This is a genomic window from Haloarcula terrestris (assembly GCF_031624315.1).
Taxonomy (GTDB): Archaea; Halobacteriota; Halobacteria; order Halobacteriales; family Haloarculaceae; genus Haloarcula; species Haloarcula terrestris.
Genome location: NZ_JAMQOM010000003.1, coordinates 410,889 through 434,197, shown reverse-complemented (window position 1 = coordinate 434,197; position 23,309 = coordinate 410,889). Strand labels below are relative to the sequence as shown.

At 64.8% G+C, this 23,309-nt stretch carries 26 protein-coding genes and 2 tRNA genes; 8 read left to right on the top strand and 20 right to left on the bottom strand.

Features of this window, described 5'->3' with window-relative positions; all coding sequences use genetic code 11:
* Positions 1-53: 53 nt before the first annotated feature.
* The gene (locus NDI54_RS09325; RefSeq protein ID WP_310896174.1) at positions 54-629 is read right to left on the bottom strand and encodes a DUF7547 family protein; all 576 of its coding nucleotides are present in this window, start codon (positions 627-629) and stop codon (positions 54-56) included.
* 152 nt (positions 630-781) lie between these two features.
* Between NDI54_RS09325 and NDI54_RS09320 the strand changes: the two genes are divergently transcribed.
* Positions 782-931: a hypothetical protein gene (locus NDI54_RS09320; protein ID WP_310896173.1), complete on the top strand. Its 150-nt coding sequence runs from the start codon at positions 782-784 to the stop codon at positions 929-931.
* A gap of 147 nt (positions 932-1,078) precedes the next feature.
* Here the strand turns inward: NDI54_RS09320 and dpsA are convergent, their stop codons facing one another.
* Together dpsA and NDI54_RS09310 are read right to left on the bottom strand one after the other, a co-directional pair.
* Complete coding sequence (gene dpsA, locus NDI54_RS09315) at positions 1,079-1,612, bottom strand: DNA starvation/stationary phase protection protein DpsA (protein ID WP_310896172.1); 534 nt, start codon at positions 1,610-1,612, stop codon at positions 1,079-1,081.
* Between the two features lie 178 nt (positions 1,613-1,790).
* Entirely contained in the window at positions 1,791-2,180 is a 390-nt protein-coding gene (locus NDI54_RS09310) for a hypothetical protein (RefSeq protein ID WP_310896171.1), read from the bottom strand.
* 132 nt (positions 2,181-2,312) lie between these two features.
* Between NDI54_RS09310 and acs the strand changes: the two genes are divergently transcribed.
* Positions 2,313-4,418: an acetate--CoA ligase alpha subunit gene (acs, locus tag NDI54_RS09305; protein ID WP_310896170.1), complete on the top strand. Its 2,106-nt coding sequence runs from the start codon at positions 2,313-2,315 to the stop codon at positions 4,416-4,418.
* The gene (locus NDI54_RS09300; protein WP_310896169.1) at positions 4,415-5,491 is read left to right on the top strand and encodes a phosphotransacetylase family protein; all 1,077 of its coding nucleotides are present in this window, start codon (positions 4,415-4,417) and stop codon (positions 5,489-5,491) included. The genes acs and NDI54_RS09300 overlap by 4 nt, the downstream gene beginning before the upstream one ends.
* Positions 5,492-5,689: 198 nt before the next feature.
* On the opposite strand, the gene bioD is transcribed toward NDI54_RS09300, so the two are convergent.
* Genes bioD through bioB form a run of 4 tightly spaced genes read right to left on the bottom strand, consistent with a single transcriptional unit; the run spans position 5,690 to position 9,863 of the window.
* Positions 5,690-6,424: a dethiobiotin synthase gene (gene bioD, locus NDI54_RS09295; protein ID WP_310896168.1), complete on the bottom strand. Its 735-nt coding sequence runs from the start codon at positions 6,422-6,424 to the stop codon at positions 5,690-5,692.
* Positions 6,421-7,623, bottom strand: coding sequence for an aminotransferase class I/II-fold pyridoxal phosphate-dependent enzyme (locus tag NDI54_RS09290; RefSeq protein ID WP_310896167.1), 1,203 nt, complete (start codon positions 7,621-7,623; stop codon positions 6,421-6,423). Before NDI54_RS09290 ends, bioD begins: the two co-directional genes overlap by 4 nt.
* Before the next feature lie 21 nt (positions 7,624-7,644).
* Entirely contained in the window at positions 7,645-8,745 is a 1,101-nt protein-coding gene (locus tag NDI54_RS09285; RefSeq protein WP_310896166.1) for a transcriptional regulator, read from the bottom strand.
* 2 nt (positions 8,746-8,747) lie between these two features.
* Positions 8,748-9,863 (bottom strand): biotin synthase BioB, encoded by a 1,116-nt coding sequence (gene bioB / locus NDI54_RS09280; protein ID WP_310896165.1) that lies wholly within the window; start codon positions 9,861-9,863, stop codon positions 8,748-8,750.
* A 105-nt stretch (positions 9,864-9,968) separates the two neighbouring features.
* Between bioB and NDI54_RS09275 the strand changes: the two genes are divergently transcribed.
* A complete protein-coding gene (locus tag NDI54_RS09275; RefSeq protein WP_310896164.1) occupies positions 9,969-10,784 on the top strand; it encodes a cytochrome c oxidase subunit 3 in 816 nt (271 codons plus the stop codon).
* A 16-nt stretch (positions 10,785-10,800) separates the two neighbouring features.
* On the opposite strand, the gene NDI54_RS09270 is transcribed toward NDI54_RS09275, so the two are convergent.
* Positions 10,801-11,325, bottom strand: coding sequence for a hypothetical protein (locus NDI54_RS09270; RefSeq protein ID WP_310896163.1), 525 nt, complete (start codon positions 11,323-11,325; stop codon positions 10,801-10,803).
* Between the two features lie 3 nt (positions 11,326-11,328).
* On the bottom strand, positions 11,329-13,611 hold the full coding sequence (locus NDI54_RS09265) for a DUF6789 family protein (RefSeq protein ID WP_310896162.1): 2,283 nt from the start codon (positions 13,609-13,611) through the stop codon (positions 11,329-11,331).
* 172 nt (positions 13,612-13,783) lie between these two features.
* On the opposite strand from NDI54_RS09265, the gene coxB reads away from it, so the two are divergent.
* Entirely contained in the window at positions 13,784-14,503 is a 720-nt protein-coding gene (coxB, locus tag NDI54_RS09260; protein WP_310896161.1) for a cytochrome c oxidase subunit II, read from the top strand.
* 28 nt (positions 14,504-14,531) lie between these two features.
* Here coxB and panB read toward each other — a convergent pair whose 3' ends face one another.
* Positions 14,532-15,341 (bottom strand): 3-methyl-2-oxobutanoate hydroxymethyltransferase, encoded by an 810-nt coding sequence (gene panB, locus NDI54_RS09255; protein WP_310896160.1) that lies wholly within the window; start codon positions 15,339-15,341, stop codon positions 14,532-14,534.
* Positions 15,342-15,461: 120 nt separating this feature from the next.
* On the opposite strand from panB, the gene NDI54_RS09250 reads away from it, so the two are divergent.
* Positions 15,462-15,689 carry a DUF5822 domain-containing protein gene (locus NDI54_RS09250; RefSeq protein ID WP_310896159.1) on the top strand — a complete coding sequence of 76 codons (228 nt, stop codon included), beginning with the start codon at positions 15,462-15,464 and terminating at the stop codon, positions 15,687-15,689.
* Here the strand turns inward: NDI54_RS09250 and NDI54_RS09245 are convergent.
* Genes NDI54_RS09245 through NDI54_RS09235 form a run of 3 tightly spaced genes read right to left on the bottom strand, consistent with a single transcriptional unit; the run spans position 15,668 to position 17,927 of the window.
* On the bottom strand, positions 15,668-16,210 hold the full coding sequence (locus NDI54_RS09245) for an HAD family hydrolase (RefSeq protein WP_310896158.1): 543 nt from the start codon (positions 16,208-16,210) through the stop codon (positions 15,668-15,670). The two genes, NDI54_RS09250 and NDI54_RS09245, sit on opposite strands and share 22 nt — an antisense overlap.
* Before the next feature lie 48 nt (positions 16,211-16,258).
* Positions 16,259-17,386, bottom strand: coding sequence for an acyl-CoA dehydrogenase family protein (locus NDI54_RS09240; protein ID WP_310896157.1), 1,128 nt, complete (start codon positions 17,384-17,386; stop codon positions 16,259-16,261).
* A gap of 37 nt (positions 17,387-17,423) precedes the next feature.
* The gene (locus NDI54_RS09235; RefSeq protein WP_310896156.1) at positions 17,424-17,927 is read right to left on the bottom strand and encodes a helix-turn-helix domain-containing protein; all 504 of its coding nucleotides are present in this window, start codon (positions 17,925-17,927) and stop codon (positions 17,424-17,426) included.
* A 131-nt stretch (positions 17,928-18,058) separates the two neighbouring features.
* Between NDI54_RS09235 and NDI54_RS09230 the strand changes: the two genes are divergently transcribed.
* A tRNA-Leu gene (locus NDI54_RS09230) sits at positions 18,059-18,143 on the top strand.
* Between the two features lie 369 nt (positions 18,144-18,512).
* Here the strand turns inward: NDI54_RS09230 and NDI54_RS09225 are convergent.
* Positions 18,513-18,701 (bottom strand): DUF7511 domain-containing protein, encoded by a 189-nt coding sequence (locus NDI54_RS09225; protein ID WP_310896155.1) that lies wholly within the window; start codon positions 18,699-18,701, stop codon positions 18,513-18,515.
* Between the two features lie 237 nt (positions 18,702-18,938).
* Positions 18,939-19,023: transfer RNA gene (locus tag NDI54_RS09220), tRNA-Leu, on the bottom strand.
* 86 nt (positions 19,024-19,109) lie between these two features.
* Here NDI54_RS09220 and NDI54_RS09215 point away from each other — a divergent pair.
* Positions 19,110-19,418, top strand: a complete 309-nt coding sequence (locus NDI54_RS09215; protein WP_310896154.1) for a transcription initiation factor IIB family protein — start codon at positions 19,110-19,112, stop codon at positions 19,416-19,418.
* Here NDI54_RS09215 and NDI54_RS09210 read toward each other — a convergent pair whose 3' ends face one another.
* From NDI54_RS09210 to NDI54_RS09190, 5 genes are all read right to left on the bottom strand, one after another.
* A complete protein-coding gene (locus tag NDI54_RS09210) occupies positions 19,419-19,907 on the bottom strand; it encodes a phosphopantetheine adenylyltransferase (protein ID WP_310896153.1) in 489 nt (162 codons plus the stop codon). It lies immediately after the preceding gene.
* Between the two features lie 70 nt (positions 19,908-19,977).
* Positions 19,978-20,526 carry a winged helix-turn-helix domain-containing protein gene (locus NDI54_RS09205; RefSeq protein ID WP_310896152.1) on the bottom strand — a complete coding sequence of 183 codons (549 nt, stop codon included), beginning with the start codon at positions 20,524-20,526 and terminating at the stop codon, positions 19,978-19,980.
* An 80-nt stretch (positions 20,527-20,606) separates the two neighbouring features.
* Positions 20,607-21,683, bottom strand: coding sequence for a glutamate--cysteine ligase (locus NDI54_RS09200; protein ID WP_310896151.1), 1,077 nt, complete (start codon positions 21,681-21,683; stop codon positions 20,607-20,609).
* A 119-nt stretch (positions 21,684-21,802) separates the two neighbouring features.
* Positions 21,803-22,435 carry a fibrillarin-like rRNA/tRNA 2'-O-methyltransferase gene (locus tag NDI54_RS09195; protein WP_310896150.1) on the bottom strand — a complete coding sequence of 211 codons (633 nt, stop codon included), beginning with the start codon at positions 22,433-22,435 and terminating at the stop codon, positions 21,803-21,805.
* Positions 22,432-23,271, bottom strand: coding sequence for an NOP5/NOP56 family protein (locus NDI54_RS09190; protein ID WP_310896149.1), 840 nt, complete (start codon positions 23,269-23,271; stop codon positions 22,432-22,434). Before NDI54_RS09190 ends, NDI54_RS09195 begins: the two co-directional genes overlap by 4 nt.
* Positions 23,272-23,309 lie beyond the last annotated feature (38 nt).

The window sequence follows — 23,309 nt, the reverse complement described above, 5'->3', positions numbered from 1 at the left end:
ACCGCGCTTGTTCCGTGCGACCGTCTCAACATCGCCGAGAACGTCGCGATACACTATTTTCCGTCCTCGTTTTCACTCCCGCTATCGCCGTCGTCGCCAGTATCGATATCGTCCTTTATCGACCGTAGCTCGGCGTCTACATCGACCGGTACGTCTGTCGCCTGACCGGATTCGTCGTCGCCCGTCTCGCCTGGCTCGTCGGCCAGGCGCTCCTGGATCTGTGTCCGTAGTTGTTGGGCTTCCTGAATGAGTTCGCGCGCCTCCTCGTCTTCGGGCGTCCCTTCGACAGCGCGCTGCAGGTCCGTCAATGCGCCGTCGAGACGGGACAGCGTGGCCCGGCTCAGATCACTCGCGCGCTGGCGCATTTCCCCGGAGGCAGAGCCGGTCGAAGTCGGCCGGCCTTCGGCCATCCGGAGAGCGCGCCGGAGCAGCTTCAGCGCCTCGATGTTGGTCCGCAAGACGAGAATGATTGCGGGAATGGTCACGTCGCTTGTGAACCGGAGGAGCTCCCCCGGCGTCGGCGGCCGGGGCAGGCCGCTGTCCGTCGTGGGTTCGACCTCCGTCTCTAACTCTTGGAGCGTCGTAACGAGGTCCGTAATCAGGGCGGTGAGGTCGTCATCGGAACTCATACCCGTCCCTTGTCGCTTCGGGTACTAAAGACCGCGCCGTTTGCGACCCTGTCTACCCTGATATGCTATCTCGCGTTGCTGTGGACGGTGGAACCGCTAACTGATTAGGCCAACCAAAACCCTTTTGACTTTAGGGGTACCTAACTCAGATAATGCCATCCCAGACGGACGATGTCGAGGCCTCAGAGGACCGCCCGGACGTATCAGCACTGGACAGCGGCGCTGACAGAACCGTGTTCACCGAAGACGGAAACCGAGACGGCTGGATCTCGACTGACGTAACCGTTGCCCTCCACCGGTAGTCCGTTCCGCCCTCTGCCTATATCTGGTTCCTCTCTGCTGTATTCGTACTCGTAGCGACCCGTAGCCGACGCTACGTCTTTACACGGGCTGGAAATGAGAATCGGATAGGGGTAGAAGAAACGGAAACAGGTCGTTTTGTGCCGACGCTAGTCCAGGACCAGCGTGTCGTCTTCGAGGTAGTGCTCGATGTGGTGAGCGTCTTCCTCGGTCTGGACGATGATCTCTCGGAGGATCTGCGCCGTCGCGTGGTCGCCGAGGTTCTCCGCGAGGTCGATGTGGTCGCGGAGCGACTCGATGACATCGCCGAACATTTCGAGGTCGTTTTCGAGCGACGTTCGGATGTCGTACACGTCCTGGCCTTCCGGTTCGACTGACGCGTGTTCTTCCTGTGCCTTGCCGCCGGCGATCGGCGTGCCGCCGAGGGCCTGTGCGCGCTCGGCGATCTCGTCGGCCGCCGCCTCGGCGTTCTCTGCGGCGTCGCCGAGGAACAGGTGCAGGTCGCGGAACTCAGCACCCTCGACGTTCCAGTGGTGCTTGCGGAGCTGGTGGTACAGTGTGTACGTGTCCGCCAGATCCTGGTTCAGCGCGCTGATGACCTGCTCGGACTTCTCCTTGTCGAGGCGGAGTTCGTTCTCTTCGACGGTCCCGAACTCGCGTCGGACGTGCTCTTGAGTTGCCATAGTCATCTTATTGTACAGTGGGAAGCCACTTAAAGATTGTTTTGTGAAAATATGTTTTCGGGAACCCAAAAATTATGTTCTGAGATAGAATAGCCGGTTACCTAAACTGAAATATTATCCGATAATACCAACTATTTTTCCAGTCAGCGCGCTCCACCTGATATAAAAATGGACGGTCCTACTCGGACGACTGCCGGGAGACGACGAGTGCAACGGCGTTCTCGTCGATAGCGTCGCTGTCAACGGCTGTTTCGCGGAGTACCTGCTCCTGGTGGACCGCGACAACCGCGGCGAGCAGGTAGTCGTCGAGTCCGAGATGGGTCCCGTACTCCTGCCAGACCGTTTCCCTGACGGCCATGAAGAACGTCTCGGGCGTGCGATGCAGCACGGCCTCGTCGAAACGTTTCCGCCACTCGTAGACGAGATCCTCGACCCCGGGGTTCTCGCGCATCGTCCGCTGATGGTCGGCGAGCGCGGACCGCAACTGTTCCTCGTCGACGTTGTTCGTTCCGGCGACGCCACGGATCACGTCGTCATCGAACGGTTCCAGGAGATCAGTCTCAGTCATCGGGAGCGCTACGGGGGTGACGAACAAAAACGTCTTCACACCGAAATCGCGGTAATGAATCGTCTAGATTCCCGCTTGCTGGGAGTTCCCCACAGCTATATTCCGGACCCAGTATAACCTCCGAGTAGAGGCATGGGACGACTATCGACGTTGTTTGCGCCGGAACGTGTCGCAGTGGTCGGGGCGACCGATTCGGAGGGATCCGTCGGTCATGCGGTCACCACGAACCTGCTCGCTTCGTTTACAGGGGAGGTCGTGGCCGTGAACCCGAACAAAGAGACGGTGCTTGGATTGTCATGTTATGATACCCTCACAGATCTGGAAGACCCGGCGTCAGTCGACGTGGCCGTCGTCGTCGTGCCGCCGACGGTTGCGGTCGACGTTATCGAGAGCGCCGGCCAAGCGGGAATCGAAAACGTCGTCGTCATCACCGCTGGCTTCGGTGAGACCGGCAGCGACGGTGCCGAACGTGAACGACAGCTCCGCGAGGTGGCCCGCGAGTACGACCTGAATCTGGTCGGACCGAACAGTCTCGGCGTGATGTCGACTCCCGTCGGCCTCAACGCCACGTTCGGCAACGAAATGGCCAGCGACGGCGACATCTCCTTTATGAGCCAGTCGGGCGCGTTCATCACCGCCGTGCTGGACTGGGCCGCCGAGCGCGATGTCGGCTTCAAAGACATCGTCTCGCTCGGGAACAAGGCCGTCCTGGACGAGAGCGATTTCGTCGCCGAGTGGGGTGACGACCCCGACACCGACGTGATTCTGGGCTACCTGGAGGACATCGACGACGGCTCGTCGTTCGTCCAGACGGCCCGCGAAGTGACACAGGACACGCCGATCGTCCTCGTCAAGTCCGGGCGCACGGACGCGGGTGCGAGCGCGGCGGCCTCCCACACCGGTGCGATGGCTGGGTCGGAGCGGGCCTACGAGGCGGGCCTCGACAAGGCCGGAACGCTCCGAGTCGAATCCGTCCAGGAGCTGTTCGACTACGCCCAGATTCTCGCCGGTCAACCGCTCCCGGACGGGGACGAGATCGCTATCGTCACGAACGCCGGTGGTCCCGGCGTGATGACGACCGACGCCGTCGGGGACTCGGGCCTCCAACTCGCCCAGTTCGGCGACGAGACGTTCACCCGGCTCCGCGAAGAGATGCCCGACGAGGCAAACATCTACAATCCGGTCGACATTATCGGCGATGCCCCGGCGGACCGCTTCGAGACGGCACTTGAGACCGTGCTTGCGGACGACAGCGTCTCGATGGCCGTCGTCGTCGCCTGTCCGACGGCGGTTCTGTCCTTCGAGGAACTCGCCGAGCGGGTCGTCGAACTGCAGGAGCAGTTCGGGAAGCCCGTCGCGGCGACGCTGATGGGCGGGAAGTCCGTCGACGCGGGTGCGAACGTCCTCAGCGAGGCGGGCGTGCCGAACTACTTCGACCCGGCCCGGGCTGTCGGGAGCCTGGACGCGCTCAGACGCTACAGAGAGATCAAGGCGACCGACTACGAGGAGCCGACGACCTTCGACGTGGACCGCGAGCGCGCACGCGAGGTGATCGAGTCCGCGGCTCGGCGCGGGTCGAACCGGCTCGGCGTGGAAGCGATGGAGCTGCTCGATGCGTACGGGATTCCGACACCACAGGGCGAGGTCGTTTCCTCGCCCGTCGAAGCGGAGGCCGTCGCCGAGGAAATCGGCGACAACGTCGTGATGAAAATCGTCAGCCCGGACATCCTGCACAAGTCCGACATCGGCGGCGTCGAAGTCGACGTTCCCGTTGAGGACGTACGCGACACTTACGAGGATCTCGTTGTCAGAGCGCGCAACTACCAGGCGGACGCGACGATACTCGGCGTCCAGGTTCAGGAAATGGTCGACCTCGACAACGGCGTCGAAACGATTCTCGGGATGAATCGTGACCCGCAGTTCGGACCACTGTTGCTGTTTGGCCTCGGCGGAATCTTCGTCGAGGTGCTCGAAGACAACACCGTCAGTGTCGCCCCAGTCAGCGAGAACGAGGCCGCGGGGATGCTCGACGACATCGACTCCGCGCCGCTGTTGCGCGGTGCCAGAGGGCGCGACCCCGTCGATGAAGCCACACTCGTAGAAACCATCCAGCGGCTCTCACAGCTCGTCACTGATTTCCCGGCTATCGTCGAACTGGACATCAACCCCCTCGTCGCGACGCCCGACGGGGTGCAGGCGGTCGACCTGCGACTCACTCTCGATCAGGAGCAACTATGACCGACACGAACACGCTACTCGTCACATCACTAGAGGAAGGCATCGGCAAAACGGCGATCACGCTCGCGCTCGCGACGCGCGCCAAGGACGCGGGCTACAACGCCGGCTACATGAAACCCAAAGGAACGCGGCTCCGGAGCGCCGTCGGCAAAACGCGGGACGAGGACCCGATGCTCGCCCGCGAACTGCTCGATCTGGAGACTGACCTCCACGAGATGGAGCCCATCGTCTACTCCCCGACGTTTATCCAGGAGGCCATCCGCGGCCGTGAGGACCCCGACGACCTCCGCGAGCGACTGCAGGAAAGCATCAAGACGTGTTCGGACGGGACCGACTTGCTCTTCGTCGAGGGGAGCAGCGACCTGGCGACCGGCAGTATCGTCGACCTCACGGACATCGACATCGCTGAACTGCTTGACGCCCGCGTGCTGTTAGTCACTGGCTACGGTACCGCCAGTGACACGGACGAGATCCTGTCCGCGGCCCGGGCGATCGGCGACCGACTCGACGGCGTCCTGTTCAACGGCGTCACCGACGCCACAGTTGACGAGGTCGCTGACGACGTAGTGCCGTTCCTCGAAAGCGAGGGGATTCCGGTCCACGGAATCTTGCCGCGTGACCGCTCGCTCGCCGGTGTCACCGTCGCTGATCTCGCCCGAAGTCTCGGCGCGGATATCCTGACCGGGGACGCCAACACAGACGTGCATGTCGAGCGGTTCAGTGTCGGCGCGATGAGCGGCAGCAGCGCGCTCGAACGCTTCCGCCGGACGCGCGATGCCGTTGTCGTCACCGGCGGCGACCGCTCGGAGGTCCAGACCGCCGCCCTCGAAGCCTCCGGCGTCAAGGCGTTGCTCCTCACGGGTGGGTTCCAGCCTGCCAGCGCGGTCATCGGACAGGCAGCCGAGAGGAACATCCCAGTGCTGTCAGTGCAGTCGGACACGCGAACCACCATAGACAGAGTCGAGGAGGTGCTCCGAACCGGCCAGACGCGCAACGAGGCCACAGTCGACCGTATGCGGTCACTACTCGATGACGGCGTCGATGTCGAATCGCTCCTGTCGATCGATCTGTAATACCACCGTTTCGGCTGGGCGTTAGTCCGTTCCTAACGGAACACGGGGACGTATTACGGCGAAATCTCCAAGTGAAACGTACCTTACTATTTTAGTGATTGGTGGTGTAGTGGCAAGTGGAGCCTCACCGGCTCCGTAGTGTCACACGACGGGGGTTTGCCCCCGTTCTATCCCCTTCGTTCGACCACGTCTCGACAGCTACCGCTCGATAGCCGGGTCCAAAACCGACGCCGGGAGCCGTTCGCTAATCCCGTCGATCACGCCCGCAGACGACTCGGTGTCCAGTGGTGGGACGGTCCAGACGGGGGCGTCGGTCATTCGCTCGATGACCGCGGGGTTCGTCCGTTCAGCGGTCGTCGCTCCCTCGTACTCGTTGAGTACGACACCGACGACGGGAACCCCGCGCCGGCGGAGCGCCCGGGCCGTCAGTCCCGTGTGATTGAGCGTTCCCAGCCCCGAACGGGCGACGACCAGCGCCGGAAGCCCCACGTCTGTGACGAGGTCGACGACCTCCCGGCCGTCCGCAAGCGGGACGTGCAGGCCGCCGATGCCCTCGATGACGGCCGTTTCGCTCGTTTCGACGGTATCGATGACGGCGTCGCGGATCGACTCGTAGGAGAGCGTCACGTCGGTTTCGGATTCCCTCGCTGCAACTTCTGGGGCCAGCGGTGGCGACAACCGCTTCAGACAGACCGCAGCCTCGGGTGTGCCACAGATCGACTCGACGAACGCCGCGTCGTCGTCCGGCGGATAGCCGGTCTGGCAGGGTTTGACGGCGACTGCCTCCGTCTCTCGCTCTCGGAGCCAGCCTGTCAAGCCGGCCGTCACGACCGTTTTGCCAACGCCAGTGTCGGTACCGACGACGAACACGCCGTCGTCGCTGATTTGGGCCGCCGTCTCAGTCGGTTCTCGGCAGCCCGACCCGTCGCTCATAGTACGCCCACCGCCGCACCAGCGGACTGGAAGGCGTCGAGACACTGCGCGATGTCGTCGGCGCTGTGGGTCGCCATCGGCGCGACCCGGATACGGGACGTGCCCTCCGGCACTGTCGGCGGTCTGATGGCAGGGGCGACGACCCCGTGGTCGCGTAGTCGCTCGGCCAATTCAAGCGCATCCCCGCGGTCGCCAACGACGACGGGGAGAATCTGCGTCTCGCCCAGCACCTCGTAGCCCATCGTCTCCAGACCGTCCCGGAGCGTCGCCACGGTGTCCCAGAGTTCGGTCGCACGGTCGGTCTCGCGAGCGATTCGCAGCGCTTCGCGGGCCGTCGCAGCACTGGATGGGGACAGCCCCGTCGAGAAGACGAACGACCGCGCGGCGTTCAGCAGGTACTCGACAAGCGCCTCGTCGCCAGCGATGTACCCGCCCTGACTCGCCAGCGCCTTCGAGAGGGTCCCCAGTTGCACGTCCACGCGGTCGCTCAGTCCCTTGTGCTGGACGACGCCACCGCCGCCGTCGCCGAACAGCCCCGTCGCGTGTGCTTCGTCGACCATCAGCCATGCGCCGTACTCGTCGGCAGCGTCGGCAAGTGGCGACAGCGGCGCGATGTCCCCGTCCATCGAGAACACGGAGTCGGTGACGACGAGCCATTGCTCGTCTACGTCGGCCTCGGCTGCGCGCGTTTCCATCTTGTCTCGGAGGTCCTCGGGGTCGCAGTGGTCGTACACCACCGTCTCGCTCGCCCCGACGCGACAGCCGTCGATAATCGAGGCGTGGTTCAGTTCGTCGGAAAAGACAACGTCGGGGGCCAGCGCGTCGATAGTCCCGATGTTGGCCGCATAGCCCGACGAAAACACCAGTGCTCGCTCGGTCCCCTTGCAGGCCGCGAGGTCCCGTTCGAGTGCCCGGTGGACTCGCGTATCACCGGTGACCAGCCGCGAGGCCCCCGCGCCAGTGCCGACGGTGCGTGCGCCCAGTTCGGCCGCTCGCTGGACCCGACCGTCGTCGGCCAGTCCGAGATAGTTGTTCGAGGCGAAGACGACCATTTCGTCGCCGAACGCCGGCGGACCGCCTTTCGGGTCGTCGGCGAATCGGGTTCGCGCCGAGACGGATTCGGCAACCTCCAGATGCCGGCGGAGATTCCGCGCGTCGCGCTGTTCGAGTCGCGCGTCTAAGTCGAAACCATAAGTCATGGAAAACAGAATCAGGCTGTCTCAGAATCCGGGCATCAGGTCGGCGGGGCCGAACACGCCGTAGTGGCCGGCGCGGTTGTTCCGGACGCCGGCCTTCAGGTAGCCAAGCGCCGGGCCGTTGACGTTGGCCTCCATGCTCGTCGCGTCGTCCAGTTCGAAGGTGTTCGTGCCAGTCTCTCCATCGAAGGTCGTCCCGGTCACGCTGACCGTCGTCGTGGTCGGCTTTTCGTCCGAGCGAACGTCGAGAACGCCGCCGACGTGGACATCCTCTGCGTCACAGATGCCGGCCCGTTCCAGCAGCACGTCGTCGGCGTGTTCCATGTCGTGGAACTCCAAGACGCCGTCGTGGTCGTCGATGAGCGCCTCGATCTCTTCCTCACTCATCTCGCGGGCCTGTTCGATGTCGTAGCCGTCGAGGTGGGCGATGTCCTCCCGGACCGTCCCGCGGTTGTCCTCGTAGCCGGACTTGAGGCCGACACCCCACCAGATTTCGACCTCCTCGACCTCCACAAAGGACTGGGCGGCGAGTGCCGCTGCACCGGTGAGGAAGCCGGGGGTCGCGCCGGCCCCGCAGACGAACGTGATACCGGATTCTTTCAGCAGATCCTCGCGGTCGTCGAGCATGCCGATGACGCGGGAGCGTTTGAGCACGTCGATCAGCACGCCCTCGTAGTCGGCCTCGGCGAAGCGCTCAGCCACGCGCGGGATGAAGTCGTGTTCGAGGTTCGGCAGCGCCAGCAGGACGGCGTCGATGGTATCGCTTTCGGCGATGATGTCGTCGATAGGCGTCTCCGTGGGTTCGCCCTGTGAACTGGCGACGATGCCGGCCTCGTCGCCGTGCTGTTTCACGCCGCCGCCCTCGACTGCGGCCGCACCGCCGTCCGAGGCGTAGTCGTCCGTCGGTGTCGCCGGCGTCGAGTCGGACGCCTCGTCCGGCCCGCTCGCAATATTTCCTTCCGTCGCCTCCAGCAGTTCGCCCACGTCGAGGCCGTCGTGGTCGACAGCTACACCGTTGCGGTCACAGGCCGCGACCGCGGTGAGGCCGTCTTTGTGCTGTGAGACTTCGAGCGTCCGCCGTCCGATGCCACCGGTGCCAAGCACTGCAAAGCGTATGTCGTCCATTGTCAGTCGTCGGATTTGAGCTCTGATTTGGTCTGTGCTGTCCCTGCCGCCGTCTCGGTGTCCGTCTCCTCGGCCGCGCGTTCTTTGACCGCCTCTGGGTCGAACTGGTTGGCCTCGGTGTTTGGCTCCAGTCCGGCCGCGTCCATGATTTCGAGGTCGTCGGCCGCCGACTGTCCCTCCGTGGTGAGGTAATCACCAGTGAGGATGCCGTCTGCGCCGGCCTCCAGCGCGGCGACCTGGCCGTCCGTGTCGAGGTTGACCTCGCGTCCACCGGTCAGGCGCACGCGGGACTCGGGGTGGAGCAGGCGGTACACCGCGATGGTCTTGACAACCTCTTCGGTCATGATGTCCGGCAACCCCTGTTCGGCCAGCGGCGTCCCGGCGACCGGGTTCAGGATGTTGACCGGGAGCGAGGAGATCCCGATGTCCTGCAGGGCCATCGCCGCGTCGACCCTGTCGGTCGGCGTCTCGCCCATGCCGAGGATGACGCCAGCACAGAGGTCCATACCGGCGTTCTTGGCGACCCGGAGCGTCTGGACCCGCTTCTCAAACGTGTGGGACTGGACGATTTCCGGGAAGTACCGGGGCGAGGTCTCGATGTTGTGATTGTAGTGATTGAGCCCCTCGTCGGCGAGAATCGCGGCCTCCTCTTCAGTGAGGATGCCGAGGCTGGCGTCGACCTCCACGTCGGTCTCGTCACGGACGAGTCGGATGGCTTCGAGCACCTCTTCCCACTCTTCGGGACGGTGCTCCTTCGAGACGCCTTTCTCGGCGAGGACGATACCGAACCGCTGTGCGCCGTCGCGTTCGGCGCGTTTCGCGGCTTCGAGTATCTTCTCCGGGCCGAGAAAGCCGTAGTTGTCGATGCCGGTGTCGAAGTGGACCGACTGGGCACAGAAGCCACAGTCCTCCGCGCAGTTCCCGGCTTTGGCGTTTACGATCGAACACGCGTCGACGGTGTCATCACCCAGTTTCGTGCGGACGTAGTCGGCCCCGGCCGCTAAGTCATCGACCGGCTGTGCGATGAGTGCCAGTCCGTCCCGGCGGTCGAGGCGCTCGCCGTCCAGCACGCGTGCGACGGCGTCGTCTACCGTTCGGTTGCCCGTCTCGTAAACCACACTCTGACTGTCGGTTGACGATTGCATAAAGATTCGGGTGGGTCCCTTGCTCGACGTGTCAGTCGCGGGGGTATTGTTTTACAGGCCCCGCCGTTAGGACCGCGTATGGCTGGTTCGACGGAGACGGCAACCGAACACGCCACCGAAGACGCCCACGAACACCGGAGTCGCTGGCCCCTGATAGCTGCAATCGGCGCTGCGTCCCTGTACCTGGGCGTCGGATTGGTATTCGTCGGCCTCGATTTGGTCCCGTCCGTGGTCCCGATTGCACTCGGCGGCGCTGGTGCGATTGGCTTGCTGGCCGGGCTTGCCGGGTGGGCCAACGAGGCGTTCATCGCCGATTACGTCCGGCACCGCGGGGACAGCGATTCCGATCTGTACGCCACGACGATGATCCTGTTTCTCGTCTCCGACGTAGCGACGTTCTCCGCGGGGTTCGTCTACTACGCGTTCATCCGGGCCGGCGCGTGGCCGCCGACCCATCTCCCGCCGCTGCTTGGCTCGCTCGTGGTCATCAACACCGCCTTGCTGCTGGCAAGCAGCGTGACGCTCCACTACGGGCACGAGGCGCTGGAGCACGGGAACCGGCGGCGGTTCCTCGGCCTACTCGGGGTGACACTCGCGCTCGGCGTCGTCTTCCTCGCCGGGCAGGTGTACGAGTACTACGAGTTCGTCGCCGTGGACGGCTTCGGAATCGACTCGGGCGCGTTCGGGAGCGCGTTCTACGGCCTGACCGGCCTCCACGGCCTCCACGTCGCACTCGGGGTCCTCCTGCTCGCTATCGCGTTCGGGCGTGCACTTCGGGGCCATTACACGCCCGAGCGGGACACCGCCATCCGGACCACGTCGCTGTACTGGCACTTCGTCGACCTCATCTGGGTGTTCCTCGTCGTCGTGCTGTACGTCGGGGCGGCCATCTGAGAGCCGACGCGACCGCTCACTCGGTCCGTCCGGCCCGCTGCTCCAACCGTATCAGCCGCCGGTACAGCGGCGGGGCCAGGACACAGAGGAACCCGAGCGCGATGGCGAACACGCCGAGGGGGAACTGTAGCGGCGCGGCCGCAAAGCAGGTGTTTTCGGCGACGATGGTCACGTAGTACTCTCCTCCTTCGTAGGTAACGATAGCCCCGCGGCGGAAGGCGTCGGCGTTCGACAGGTCGCCGACAACCTGCACCTCGCCGACCGGGTCGTCTATCGCCGTTCGGAACGCGTCCTGCTCGGCCGACGACAGGTTCTCGAAGGTCAGTCGCGGGAGTCGCGGTCTCGGCTCGTCCCCGCCGAACCGCTCGGCCGTCTCCTCGGGTGATTCGACGCCGATGGTCGGGTTCCCGCAGTTCTCCAGGTCCGGTTCGATGAGCGCGTAGCCGCCTGGTACGGCCCCGGCGATGCCGACGGCGATGAGGAGGACGCCGACAAACGGTGCGACATACTGGAAGACGAACGAGTCAGTGCCGGCGCTCATCAGTTATCCGCCTCCGTCGGTCCGAGTCCGGAGCGCTTCGTCTGATTTGAGGTACTGGAAAGTCACTGTCAGCCCGATGCCGTACGCCCAGTGTGAAACGAGGACGAAGGCGAGATAGCCGACAAAGGCGAGCCCGCTCTGGCCGGTGTAGAAGGCGATGGCGAACCCGCTTGAGATGATCGTCGCAAACACCAGCCCGGTCTCGAACAGGAGCCGACCCGGGAGATATTCCGAGAACGCGAGGAAGATCAGCGGCCAGGTGACGGTCCCGCCCACGAGGAACAGGACGGCGCCGATGGCTGGGCTCGCGGGCAGACCGACCAGCTCGGCGATTTCACCGAAGGAGACAGGATCGAGGACGCCAATGAGTATCGCCGTGATGAGCCCGCCGCTCATCAGCACTGTGCCGACGAACCCACCCGCAGCGGCCATCCAGGCGTTCCGTGAGACGGTCTGGGCAACGGTGCCGACGCCGCCGGCCAGCCCGGTCGGCTCGCCCTCGGGCGCGTAGGAGCGCCGCGTCGTCTCGGGTTCAGTCGGTTCCATGTCGTACTTCTCTATCATGCGCTGCTCGAACCACTGCCACTCGCGGGTGAACTGGTTCGTCGCCTTCAGTCCCCACGGGTCCGTTGTCGCCACCGGCGAGCCACGCCAGTAGGAGACGAGCATGTTGTAGAGCCACAGCAGGGCGCTGAGGCCGATGATGTAACCGCCCACGGTCGCGATCTGCTGGGCGAACTGATACTCCGGCGGGTAGATGGCCTGTCGCCGCGGGAGTCCCAGCCCGCCGATGACCAGCAGCGTCATGAACGTCACGAACGAGCCAAAGACGATGAGCAGCGACTGGAACGTCGCCAGCCGCGTGTCGTACCACCGGCCGGTGATGAGCGGGTACCAGTAGTAGCTCGCGGCGATCATCAGGAACGGGATGATGCCGACGACGATGAGGTGGAAGTGGCCGACGACGTAGTAGGTCCCATGGTAGAGAATATCAATCGGGATCACGGCGAGGAACACGCCGGTGACGCCGCCGATGATGAACGTCCCGATACCGCCGGCACAGAGGATAAACGGCGCGGTCAGGCGAATGTCGCCCTCCCACATCGTCGTGATCCAGTTGAATATCTTGATGGCGCTCGGGACGGCGATGGCGATGGAGACGGCCATGAAGGAGAGTTTGACCCGCGGGTCCGCGCTCGTCGTGAACATGTGATGTGCCCAGACGCCAAAAGAGAGGACGCCCAGGCCGAGCGTCGAGTAGACGATGAACTGGTAGCCAAACAGCTTCCGACCGACGAACTTCGGCAGGATGGTGCTCATCAACCCCGTTGCCGGGAGGAAGAGGATGTACACCTCTGGATGGCCCCAGAACCAGAACAGGTGTTGCCAGAGTATCGCGCCGCCGCCCTCCGTGGCGAAAAAGGCGGTCCCGAGGTTACGGTCCAGTAGCAGCATCACCAGCGCACTGCCCAGCAGCGGGAACGCGAACAGCGCGAGCCCGCTGGTGACGAGCATGTTCCACGAGAAGATGTCCAGATTCGCCCAGGTGACGCCCTCATCACGCTCGTAGACGACCGTCGCGATGAAGTTGATGGCCCCCACGGTGGTGGCGATGCCACTCAGGTGCAGGCCGAGCAGCAGCATGTCGATCTGCGGGTTGGGTTGCTGGACCGACAGCGGTGCGTACAGCGTCCAGCCGATGCTCACCTCTCGCATCGTGAGGAAAAACCGGATGGTGTCCGCCGGGAGGACCAGGTTCAGAATCTGGCCGAGCACCTGCATCATGAGCCCCAGCCGGACCATGATGAGCGCCGGCGGCAGGAGCCAGAAGCCGATGGCGTTGACCCGCGGGAACGCCATGTCGTCCGCGCCGATGAGCAGCGGCAGGACGTAGTTCCCAATGCCGAAAAAGACCGGTAGGACGAAGAATATCAGCATCGTCAGGCCGTGAGTCGTAAACAGGGCGTTGTACGTCTCCGGCGTCCAGATGTCCGCGGGGGGCGTCAACAGTTCCGTCCGAAGCATCATCGCGTCCATGCCGCCCCACAGCGCCGCGACGGTTCCGAAGGCGATATAGAGCAACCCGATATCCCGGTGGTTCGTCGTGGTCAGCCAGCGATACACCTCGGACTGGATTCGCCCGATCTCGAACTCGATTTCCTCCCGGGTCGTGTACCCGCCGTCGCTCTCCGGGCGGGCCTTTCGTCGCTCCCAGACCCACACGAAAAGCACTGTCAGCGCCAGCACACCCAGGGCAGTGCCCTCGACGATAGCTCTGTTCAGCATTCGTCTGTGCGCTTCCAGAGGCGAACAGTCGTCGTCCGGTTCCTGGCGTCCATTACCTTCGAATGACAGTTGAGTGATTATAAAAGTACGCGGCAGATCGGGTTCGGACAGCACGACCCGAACTGTAAACTACAGACAACTTATTTGACAGCGGGGTTAGAATAGCGACCTAATGGGTCTTCGACGGCACGTGTTCAGGCTCTGTCTGCTTGCCATCGGGCTTTCGCTGCTGGCCGCCCCGGCCGCGGCACAGTCGGTTAACCGGGCGGCTATCGACGAACTCAACGCGCAACTCCTGTACGTCGCGCTGCCGCTGACACTGTTCGTCGAACTCACGCTCGTCTACGCCATCTACCGGTTCCGGGACAACGACGATCCGCGGCCGACGGTCGACGACCCCGCACTGGAGATCACCTGGACGGCCGCGACGGGCGCGATACTCGTCTTCGTCGGCGTCTCGGCGTTCGTCGTAATGGCCAACCCCTACATCACGCCCGCGGCGGCACAGGCGTCCACCGACGGTGACGCCTTCGCAAACGATACGGAAATCGACGTACTCGCGTACCAGTGGGGGTGGGAGTTCTCCTACGGTGAGGCCAACGTCACGACCGAAGAACGGCTCGTGCTTCCGGCCGACGAGAATGTCACGTTCAGGCTGCGGACCACGGACGTGATTCACGCCATTTACATCCCGCAACTGGGTGTCAAGCAGGACATCTTCCCCAGCCAGACGATGACGGCGCGGACCCGCGCGACAGAACCCGGCGAGTACCGGCTGTACTGCGCCGAGATGTGCGGGGCGGGCCACAGCAAGATGAACGCCACCGTGGTCGTCAAGAACCAGTCCGCCTACGACGCCTGGATGGAGAATCAGACAGCGGCGGCCGGATAGCGGACAGCCAAACGGGGTATAAAACGGCTCAGTACAGGTCGTCGAGTTCGTCGGCGGTGTGGCTGTGAGACTCAGCCGGGAACGCTCCTGATTCAACGGCATCGATATATTCGTCGACAGCGTCGGCGACTTCGCTTCGAACGTCGCCGAACTGCTCGGCGAACGGCGGGCTGGACTCGGAGAGCCCGACCACGTCGGTGAACACGAGCACCTGCCCGTCGCAGTCGCCGCCGGCCCCGATGCCGATGGTCGGGATGTCGACGGTTTCGGTGACTTTGCCGGCGAGATTGGCCGGGATGTGTTCGAGCACTAGCGCGAACGCGCCGGCGGCCTCGTGTTCGCGCGCGAGGTCGAGGATTTCCTCGGCGTCCTCCCGGGCCGTCGCCTGTCTGGTGTAGCCGGTCTGGTTGACGCTCTGGGGCGTGAGCCCGAGGTGGGCCATCGTCGGGATGCCCAGCTCGGTCAGCCGCTCGGTCAGGTCGACCGTGTGTGGCCCGGATTCGAGTTTGACGGCGTTTGCGCCCTCCTCTTTCAGCATCCGCCCGCAGTTCCGGATACTCTCGCCCTCGTCCGCGCCGAAGGAGAGAAACGGCATGTCGGCGACGACCAGGGCGTCGTCCGTGCCGCGCGCGACGGCCCCGACGCGGGAGGCCATCTCCTCCAGCGTGACCGGTAGCGTGTCGTCGTGCCCGAGGATGGCATTCCCCATGCTGTCACCGACGAGGATGGCATCGACACCGGTGTCGTCGACGATGCTCGCGGTGACGGCGTCGTACGCGGTCAGCATCGTGATCGGCTCCTCGCCCGCCATCGCCTGCAGGTCCCGGACCGTTGGCATGTCCGAGCGGGGGCGCGCCTGCCTCTTACCTGTTCGGGTTGCTCGCTTCCGCCTGTTCGTGGTCTTCACTTCGCGTGCGAAACCGCAAGGGGCTTGCCACCGCTGGGGGAAACACAGACCGTGCCAACAGTCGAGAAGACGGACCCGGACGGCGTGGACTTCGGGTGGGTAATGCAGGTCACGTTCGTGACGACGATCCTCGTCGGCTCGCCGCTCGTCGTACTCGCGTCGACCGCGGTCACGCTCCCGACCTGGACCGCACGGGCGATGTTCGCGGTCCGCATCGGCGCGCTCATCTGGTTCCTGACGGCTGTCTGCGTCTACTTCTACGCGCGATACCGGGCCTGATCGAACTCGCTGGCCCACTCGAAGGCCATCCCGGCCCGCTGAGCGGCCGTCGCGTCGCTCTCTGAATCGCCGACGAACACCGTCGCGTCGGGGTCGACACCGAGTTCGTCGGTAATCGCCAGCAGGCCCTCCGGGTCCGGCTTCGATGATCCGACGGTGTCACGGCCGACAACCGGGCCGACATAGCTGTCGAGGTCGTGGACTTCCAGCGCCAGGCGGCACGCCTCCTCGGCGTTGAGCGAGCAGACGCCGACGGGGACGCTGTGGGGGAACCCGTCGGCGAGTGGCAGCCGATCTGAGCTGCGCGCGCCGGTCCGTTCGTGGTCGGTGATGGCCGCCTCGACGGCGTCACGGTGGCCGGTTTCCGAGGATAGCGTCAGCATCTCCCAGAGGTCACGGGTTCCGGGGTCGACGTTCCGGTCGTGCAAGAGTGTCGATACCTCGCTGGCCACGGCGTCCCAGTCGACAGCCAGTCTGACGAGCGTCCCGTCCAGATCGTAGATGACGGCGTCGTGTGTCACGCACGGTGGTTGGGTCGACACCCGCAAAACCGCTTCGCCCCGTCCGCCTTACTCCAGTAAGTCCCGCGCGATGATGTTCTGCTGAATCTCGCTGGTGCCCTCGTAGATGGTGGTCACCTTCGCGTCGCGGTAGAAGCGTTCGACGGGGTAGTCCGTGGTGTAGCCGTAGCCGCCGTGGATCTGAATGGCCTCGTTGGCCACGTCGACCGCTGTCTCGCTCGCAAAGTACTTCGCCATGCTGGCCGCCGCGCTCGCTCGCTCCCCCCGCTCCAGTTGCTCTGCAGCGTCCCACGTCAGCAGCCGCGCCGCCTGCACGTTCGTCGCCATGTCAGCGAGCTTGTGCCGAATCGTCTGGAACTCGCTGATGGGCTGGTCGAACTGCTCGCGCTCCTGGGCGTAGTCGAGGGCTTCGTCGAGTGCTGATTGTGCGAGGCCGACGGCCTGGGCGGCGATGGCGACCCGACCGGTGGTGAGAATCGACAGCGCCGCTGCCAGCCCCTCCCCTTCCTCGGTCAGCCGGTACCGCTCGGGAACACGAACGCCGTCGAAGTTGAGCGCGGTCGTATCGCTCGCGCGGAGCCCGAGCTTGTCCTCCTTCTCGCCGACGGTGAGCCCCTCGGTGTCTTTCGGCACGAGAAACTGCGTTATCGAATCCGGGTCCTCGGGGTCGGTCTTCGCAAAGACGATGACGACGCCGGCCCGCTCGCCGTTGGTAATCCACTGCTTCTCGCCGTCGATGACGTACTCGTCGCCGTCTCGCCGGGCGGTGGTCGACATCTCCCGCGGGTTCGAGCCGGCCTGTGGCTCCGAGAGCGCGAACGCACCCACCGGGCGGCCGTCGACCATCTCCGGGAGCCAGTCGTCTTTCACTGCCTCGGAGCCGAACTGCGCGATACAGGAGGTTGCCAGACAGTGGACCGACAGCGCCGTCGCGACCGCGAGCGAGCCATAGGCGAGTTCCTCGTTGACCAGCGCGTACGTGGGTTTGTCCGCGTCGAAGCCCCCATACTCGGCCGGCGTCGTCAGCCCGGTGATGTCGATGGCTGCGAGGCCGTCCCAGCAGTCCTCGGGAAAGGACTGCTCGCGGTCGGCAGCGGCGGCTGTCGGGCGGATGTCTTCGACGGCGAACTCCCTGACGGTGTCCCGGATAGCGCGCTGTTCGGCGGAGAGGTCCATACCGACTGTTACACCGGAGGCGGCAAAATCTTCGGGGTCAGCGCGATTCGACGAGGTCGATGTCGAGATACTCCTCCAGGGCCTTGATGACGGAGCCGCCGACGTTCGCCTGCGTCGCCCGTCCCTGCTCGACGGCGAGGATGTCCGCCTCGTCGAGGTCGAGTTCCTCGGCGAGTTCGCCGGTCTGGAGCCCCTCGTCCTGGCGCGCCTCGGTCACGCGCTCGCCATACTTGCTGACCAGATACGGCAACTGGTCGTCGTCGTAATCAGCGCCGTCTTCCCAGTGGGAAGAATCGGCTTTCTGCGTGTCCTGTATCTTCGCCGCGTTCTGTGCGGCTTTGCGTTTCCGGTTCTGGTCGTCGCGCGAGCTGTCGCCGCCTGCTGGTCCGTCGGTCTCCCCGTGGTCACGCGCACAGCTGTCACACACCTGCAGGGACGCCCCAGCGACGTTAGCGGTCTGGAGGTCGCCGCTGTCGCTACCGCAGAGTTCACAGCTCCCGCCGGCGCTGTCGCCGCCACTGCCGGTCGAGTATTTGGCCATGCCCCCCGTAGCGGTTTCGTGATATTTCAAACGTCCGGTTCGAGAGAGTGACACACCCTCCCGGGGCGCGCCCAAACGAAAGCGCTTTTATTGACCCACCGGGAACGATTGAATGCACTCAGTAAGAGCGCGCGTGGGTAGCCAAGCCAGGCCAACGGCGCAGCGTTGAGGGCGCTGTCCCGTAGGGGTCCGCCGGTTCGAATCCGGTCCCACGCATTTCTACTGAACGCGAACAACTCGTGAGCGTTCTGCAAATCGAATGGATCGAATTCGAAGCACGGAACGAGCGAACGGAGTGAGCGACGTTCAGACGGTTCGAATCCGGTCCCGCGCATGAACGAACGAAGTGAGCGAAGAGCAGGACCAGAACGAACCCTGCAAGGAACGCGCAGCGAACTGTTGTGAGCGAGCATTTCTTGCTCCGGTTCGAATCCGGTCCCACGCACTCTCAGAGTGCCGGTGCATTCCCTTGGGACTGCACCCACGCAAACGTACTGCGGACACAACGCTTCCAGATCGTTCTGTGTCCGTCATGTCGTCGACAAACCGACTGACAGATGCGACCTGAGCGATTTCACTCCCCGCTTACCGCATCTCATCGAGCGCGACGGCGTGGTCGATGTCGACCGAAATCCAGTGGGTCGGGAGCTCCTCGTCCCGGTCGCTGAAGACGGTAAGCTCCGTCGGGTTCTCCGCATCGTAGACTGCGTGGTGGAAGCGGGCCGTTTCTGCGGGGCGAACAGACGAGTCATGGAGTGGGTAATAAACTGACATCGTCGGTGCCTCATTTGAAACGACGCGGACACACATCATAAGCAGCAGTTGCGATTCCTGCACCGTGAGAATCAGCGCTGTCGAGTCCAGCGGCAAGGGGCGGGTGGAACCGGTTGGTGCGCCAGCCTACTGATATGGAAGGCCGGATTCGAACCGGAGGACGACTCGTTTCACTCGTCTTCCAGGGTTCGGAATCCGCTGGCGATGCTGCTGCTCGCGTATTGCTCGCAGCAAGAATGCGCGGGACCGGATTCGAACCGGCGGACCCCTACGGGATAGCGTCCTAAGCGCTACGCCTTTGGCCTGGCTCGGCAACCCGCGCGCACCAGTCGGTATCCGCGTTGGCGTCAAGAAGCCTTCGCTTGCGGGCGACGAAGGTTTAGGTACGGTGGGGGCCAACGGGCTGGTATGTACCGCGCCAGTGACCGAATCGAGCACGACGAGTGGCTTTCCGACATCGAGGCGGCGGCGGACAGACTCGACCTCGGAACCGAGGCGCGGTCCCACGCGGTCGACCTGTTCCTCTCGACGGTCCCAGAGGAAGACCGGTCGAAGCAGGCGACGCTGGCGGCGAGCGTGTACGTCGGCGCGCTGGTTGCTGACGAGGAGCGGTCCCAGTCGGCCGTCGCGGAGGCGACGGGCGTCTCGCGGTTGACGATTCAACAGCGCTGGAAGGACCTGTTAGAAACGGCGGGGCTCGAAGCGCCGGGCTGGTAGCTACGGGATGTTTTCGCGGCCGGTTCGTTGCGGCGTGAGATTCCCGTGTTCGTCGATCTCGCCCTTGACGATCCGGGTCGAGGAGATGATGTCGCCGTCCTCGGCGTGGACGTGCGGGACGACTTCGATTTCGAGCGGGTCGTGGCCCCGCTCCTCGCGGATTTCGTTGATGCGGCGGCCGCCGGTCTCCGTCTCGGGGGAGACGACGAGCGCGTCGAACTGGGGTTCCGTGGCGATACCCGTCGGTTCCGTGAGTTCCCGGACCTCCCACTCGCGGTCGTGGTCTGCGGCGAGCGCGGCGAGTTCGTCGGCGAGCCGTGATTGCCGGTCGCTGAACGGCCGGACGTGGCGCTGGTCGTGGCGCGTCTTCGGCGCGAGGTCGTCGCTGGTGAGTCCGACTGTTACGTCCCCGAGTTCGAATGCGCGTTCGAACAGCGCGCGATGCCCGTCGTGGATCGGGTCGAACGTTCCCCCCAGCGCGACATTCATATCCCGGGAAACGGCACGGGCAGGTTTAGTAATATCGAATCACGAAACGGCTCGTCGGAGCCGAGGTTGATTACACGTCGTCGTCTTCGTCCGCGTCCCCGGATAGGTCCTCGCTTGCGTCGGCGTCACTCTCGGATGCGTCCTGGTCTGCGTCCTCGACGGAAATCGTCACAGGCTCGTCGTCGGGTTCCAGCGTCGTCTCGCCGCCGATGTGGTCGTCGAGATTGAACACCGTGTTCAGCTCCGACTGGATGTCGCCGACGATGGTGTTGACGAGATCGCTCGGCGAGATGGCGCTGTACTCGTAGGGGTTGTTGCCCGCGCCGTCGCTCTCGCGTTTCTGCCGGGTCACCACTTCCTCCTCGGTAAGTGCGGCCAGGGCTTCGCGGACCGTGCTGGGGTACAGGCCGGTCCCCTCGGCGATCTCCTCGCTGGTGCTTTCGGGGTGTTGTCGCAGGTGGACGTAGATCCGCGCCCGGGTCTCCGTGTCGAGTACCCACGCCAGCAGATCAACGATTCCCTCGTCGAACTGCTCGATTGCGCGGTCCGCCTCCTGTTCGATTCGCTCCCGGACATCCGTGTCCTCGGGGTCGTCGTGGTCGGTGTCGTCTGCGGACATGCGTTGTCTCTGTGAGGACAAAAGCTACAGCTGGATAAAAACCCTTGGCACGATTCGGTGCTGTCAGTGCCACTGAGTGGCTACAACCGCAGCGAGTCGGCGAGCGCCACGACGCCGTCTTCCGTACGCAGTCGGCGCTGTCGCTGGGCTCCGCTTTCGCGCTCGTAGATCTCCCACAGCCCGTCGATACCCAGCCGATCACTCTCCATTTTGACCAGTTCCTCGATCGAGCGCGTCGTCGAGAGGTCCCGAGACAGCAGTTCCGCGGACTGGCCGTGACGGATCGCACGCCATTTGTTCTCATCGAGGAACTCCCGGCGGAGGCGGCGACCCGATTCGCCGTCCTCGTAGCGCTCGGCGAGGTCGATGACGAGTTCGTGGACGTACTCGACGAAAGCCAACACGCGGTCGGGGTCGGCCTGTCCGTCGGGGGCGCGCACTTCGACGGTGCCATGACCCGAATGCGGTCGCACATCGAACCAGAGTTCGCCGCGGTCGTCGATGCTGCCCGTTTCGAGCATCCGCCGTTCGTAGGCCTCGAAGGCGTCGTAATCATCGAAGGTTGTCGGCATCCCCGTGTTGGGCAGGGCCTCGAATATCTTCCCGCGGGCAGATTGGAGCCCCGTGTCGAAACCGTTCCAGTACGGCGAGTTTGCCGACAGTGCGAGCATCAGCGGGAGGTGCCAGCGGAGCTCGTTCGCCACCCAGACGGCCTTGTCGGCGTCGTCGACGCCGACGTGGACGTGGAGGCCTGCGGTCGTGTTTCGGTGCTGTGGATACTGGATACGATCCAGTTGCGATTTGTAGCGGGGCTTCTCGGCGTGTTCGAGTTCGCGCCATTTCGCCAGCGGATGCAGACCCGCCGCGGCGATACCGAACCCGTTCGCTTCGGCGTGCTCGACCAGTGCGTCCCGCACCGACCGGAGGTGTTCGCCGGCGTCCGCCGGGTCGTCGATGCGGGGCGTCTGCGTCTCGATGACGCACTTGAACAGTTCGTGGTCGAGCCGGCCGTCGAGAACCGTCGGCGGCTCAGTCTCGTAGACGAGTTCGTCCGTGCCAGATGTCGGGCGACCGAACTCGTCGACGACGTAGAATTCCTCCTCGATGCCGAGTGTCCCCATGTGGGTAAAATGCTCAGCAGAACCCGTCGCGTCCATTGATGTGCACATCGGAATCGACCCGCTAAAGCCTTCCGTCCCCGCCCGCTCGGCCCGCACAACTGGGTTCCGTTCCGGGCAGTTCTCGCAGTCTGAGTCAGTCCGACAGCAACTGCCAGTCAGTCCTCACGGGGCCGGGCAACGACACCGAGGTGGTCCTCGTGGTACGGGTCCAGCCGCGCTGTCTCAAGCAGTTCGTACGCCGAACTGAGTTCCTCGCGGACGCTGTCGAACACGGCGTCGGGGTCGGCCGTCACGTCCTCGCTTCGGGCCTTGATGGCCGCGAGCAGCCGCCCGTCATCGGTCAGGAACCGTTTGTTGAGCGTTGCCACGCGGGCCTGGCCTCTGGTCGCCACGTCCTGCACGACGACATCGACCGATTCGACGACGTGGGCGTAGCGCTCGGGCTTGCGTGCGTCCTTCAGTAGCGGGAAGAGATTCTGTCGACTCTCGGCCGCGTCCAGCAGTTCCCGCACGGGCCGGGGCGCGAACTCGACGGCGTAGGTCGGGCCGCCGAAATCCGCGACGTGGCTCACGGTCGTCCCGGCCGCCGCGCCGAGATACAGGACGGTCTCGCCGCCGTCGAGACCGGTGTCCATCCCGTGTTCGAGCATCGCGCCGAGCTTCGAGCGGTGGGGGTCCCACCGCCGCCAGTCGCCGTCAGTCCGCTCACCATACACCGGTTGTCCCTGCGTGGCGAGGCTCGTCTCACCGCCGAAGTCGTGGCGCTCGACGCCGGCCGGGAGCGTCATTCGTCGCCCTCCTCGGCTCGGGCCTGAATCCGCTCGATGCGCTCGTCGAGTTCCGCCTGGAGTTCCGGCCGGCGGTCGCCGCTGTAGTGGTCGATACGGGCGGCAATCGAGAGCTTCCCGGCGAGCGCGCGCGCGGCCGACCCGCGGTCTTCTCGGCGGGTCCCGCGCACGTACTCGTGGGTGAAGATGACGCCGTGTTTCGGCGACGGGGCGTTCCCTTTGAGGTGGGCGAACAGCGCGTCTTCCGCGCCGAGGACCTGCACGGTCCCGCTGGGTTTCTTCGCCAGCGCTTCGAGGCCGCCGGCCAGCGAAACGAGGCGGGCAGCAAGCACCGGCCCGGCCAGCATCGAGAGGTTCGGCGCGACGGCGGGCGCGGTCCGCTCGATGTACGTCCGCAACGAGTCCGCTTCGTCGGCCAGGTCGGCCGTCTGCTCAGCGAGTGCCCGGAGCGCCCGGTCGCCCTCGTCTTCGTCGTCCCGGTCGGCCAGCGAACGTGCGTACTCGATACCGCTCCCGCTGTCGCCGTGTCGGCTCCCGCCCCATTCGGCGACCCGCTCGGCGAGTTCGTTGGCCGTCCGCTCGCAGTCGGCCATCGCCCGGACCGCGTGGACGAGCTGCTGGTCGTCAGCGCCCTCCTGTTCGGCGACCGCCGCGCCGGTGGCCGCCATCGTCACCTCGTGCAGGCGGTCGTAGTAATCCGCCTCGTCGTCGGCGAACCCCGCCTCGACGGCCTGCTGTGGCCAGTCCTCCGGCGTGTCGGCTCGCCCGGCCGTGATCTGTTCGACGGCGGCCGCGTCGTCGTCCGGGTCCAGCCCGGCGAACCACCCGTTGCTCATGGCCGTGTGTGCACGCCCGATGCGAAAAAGTGGCCCGG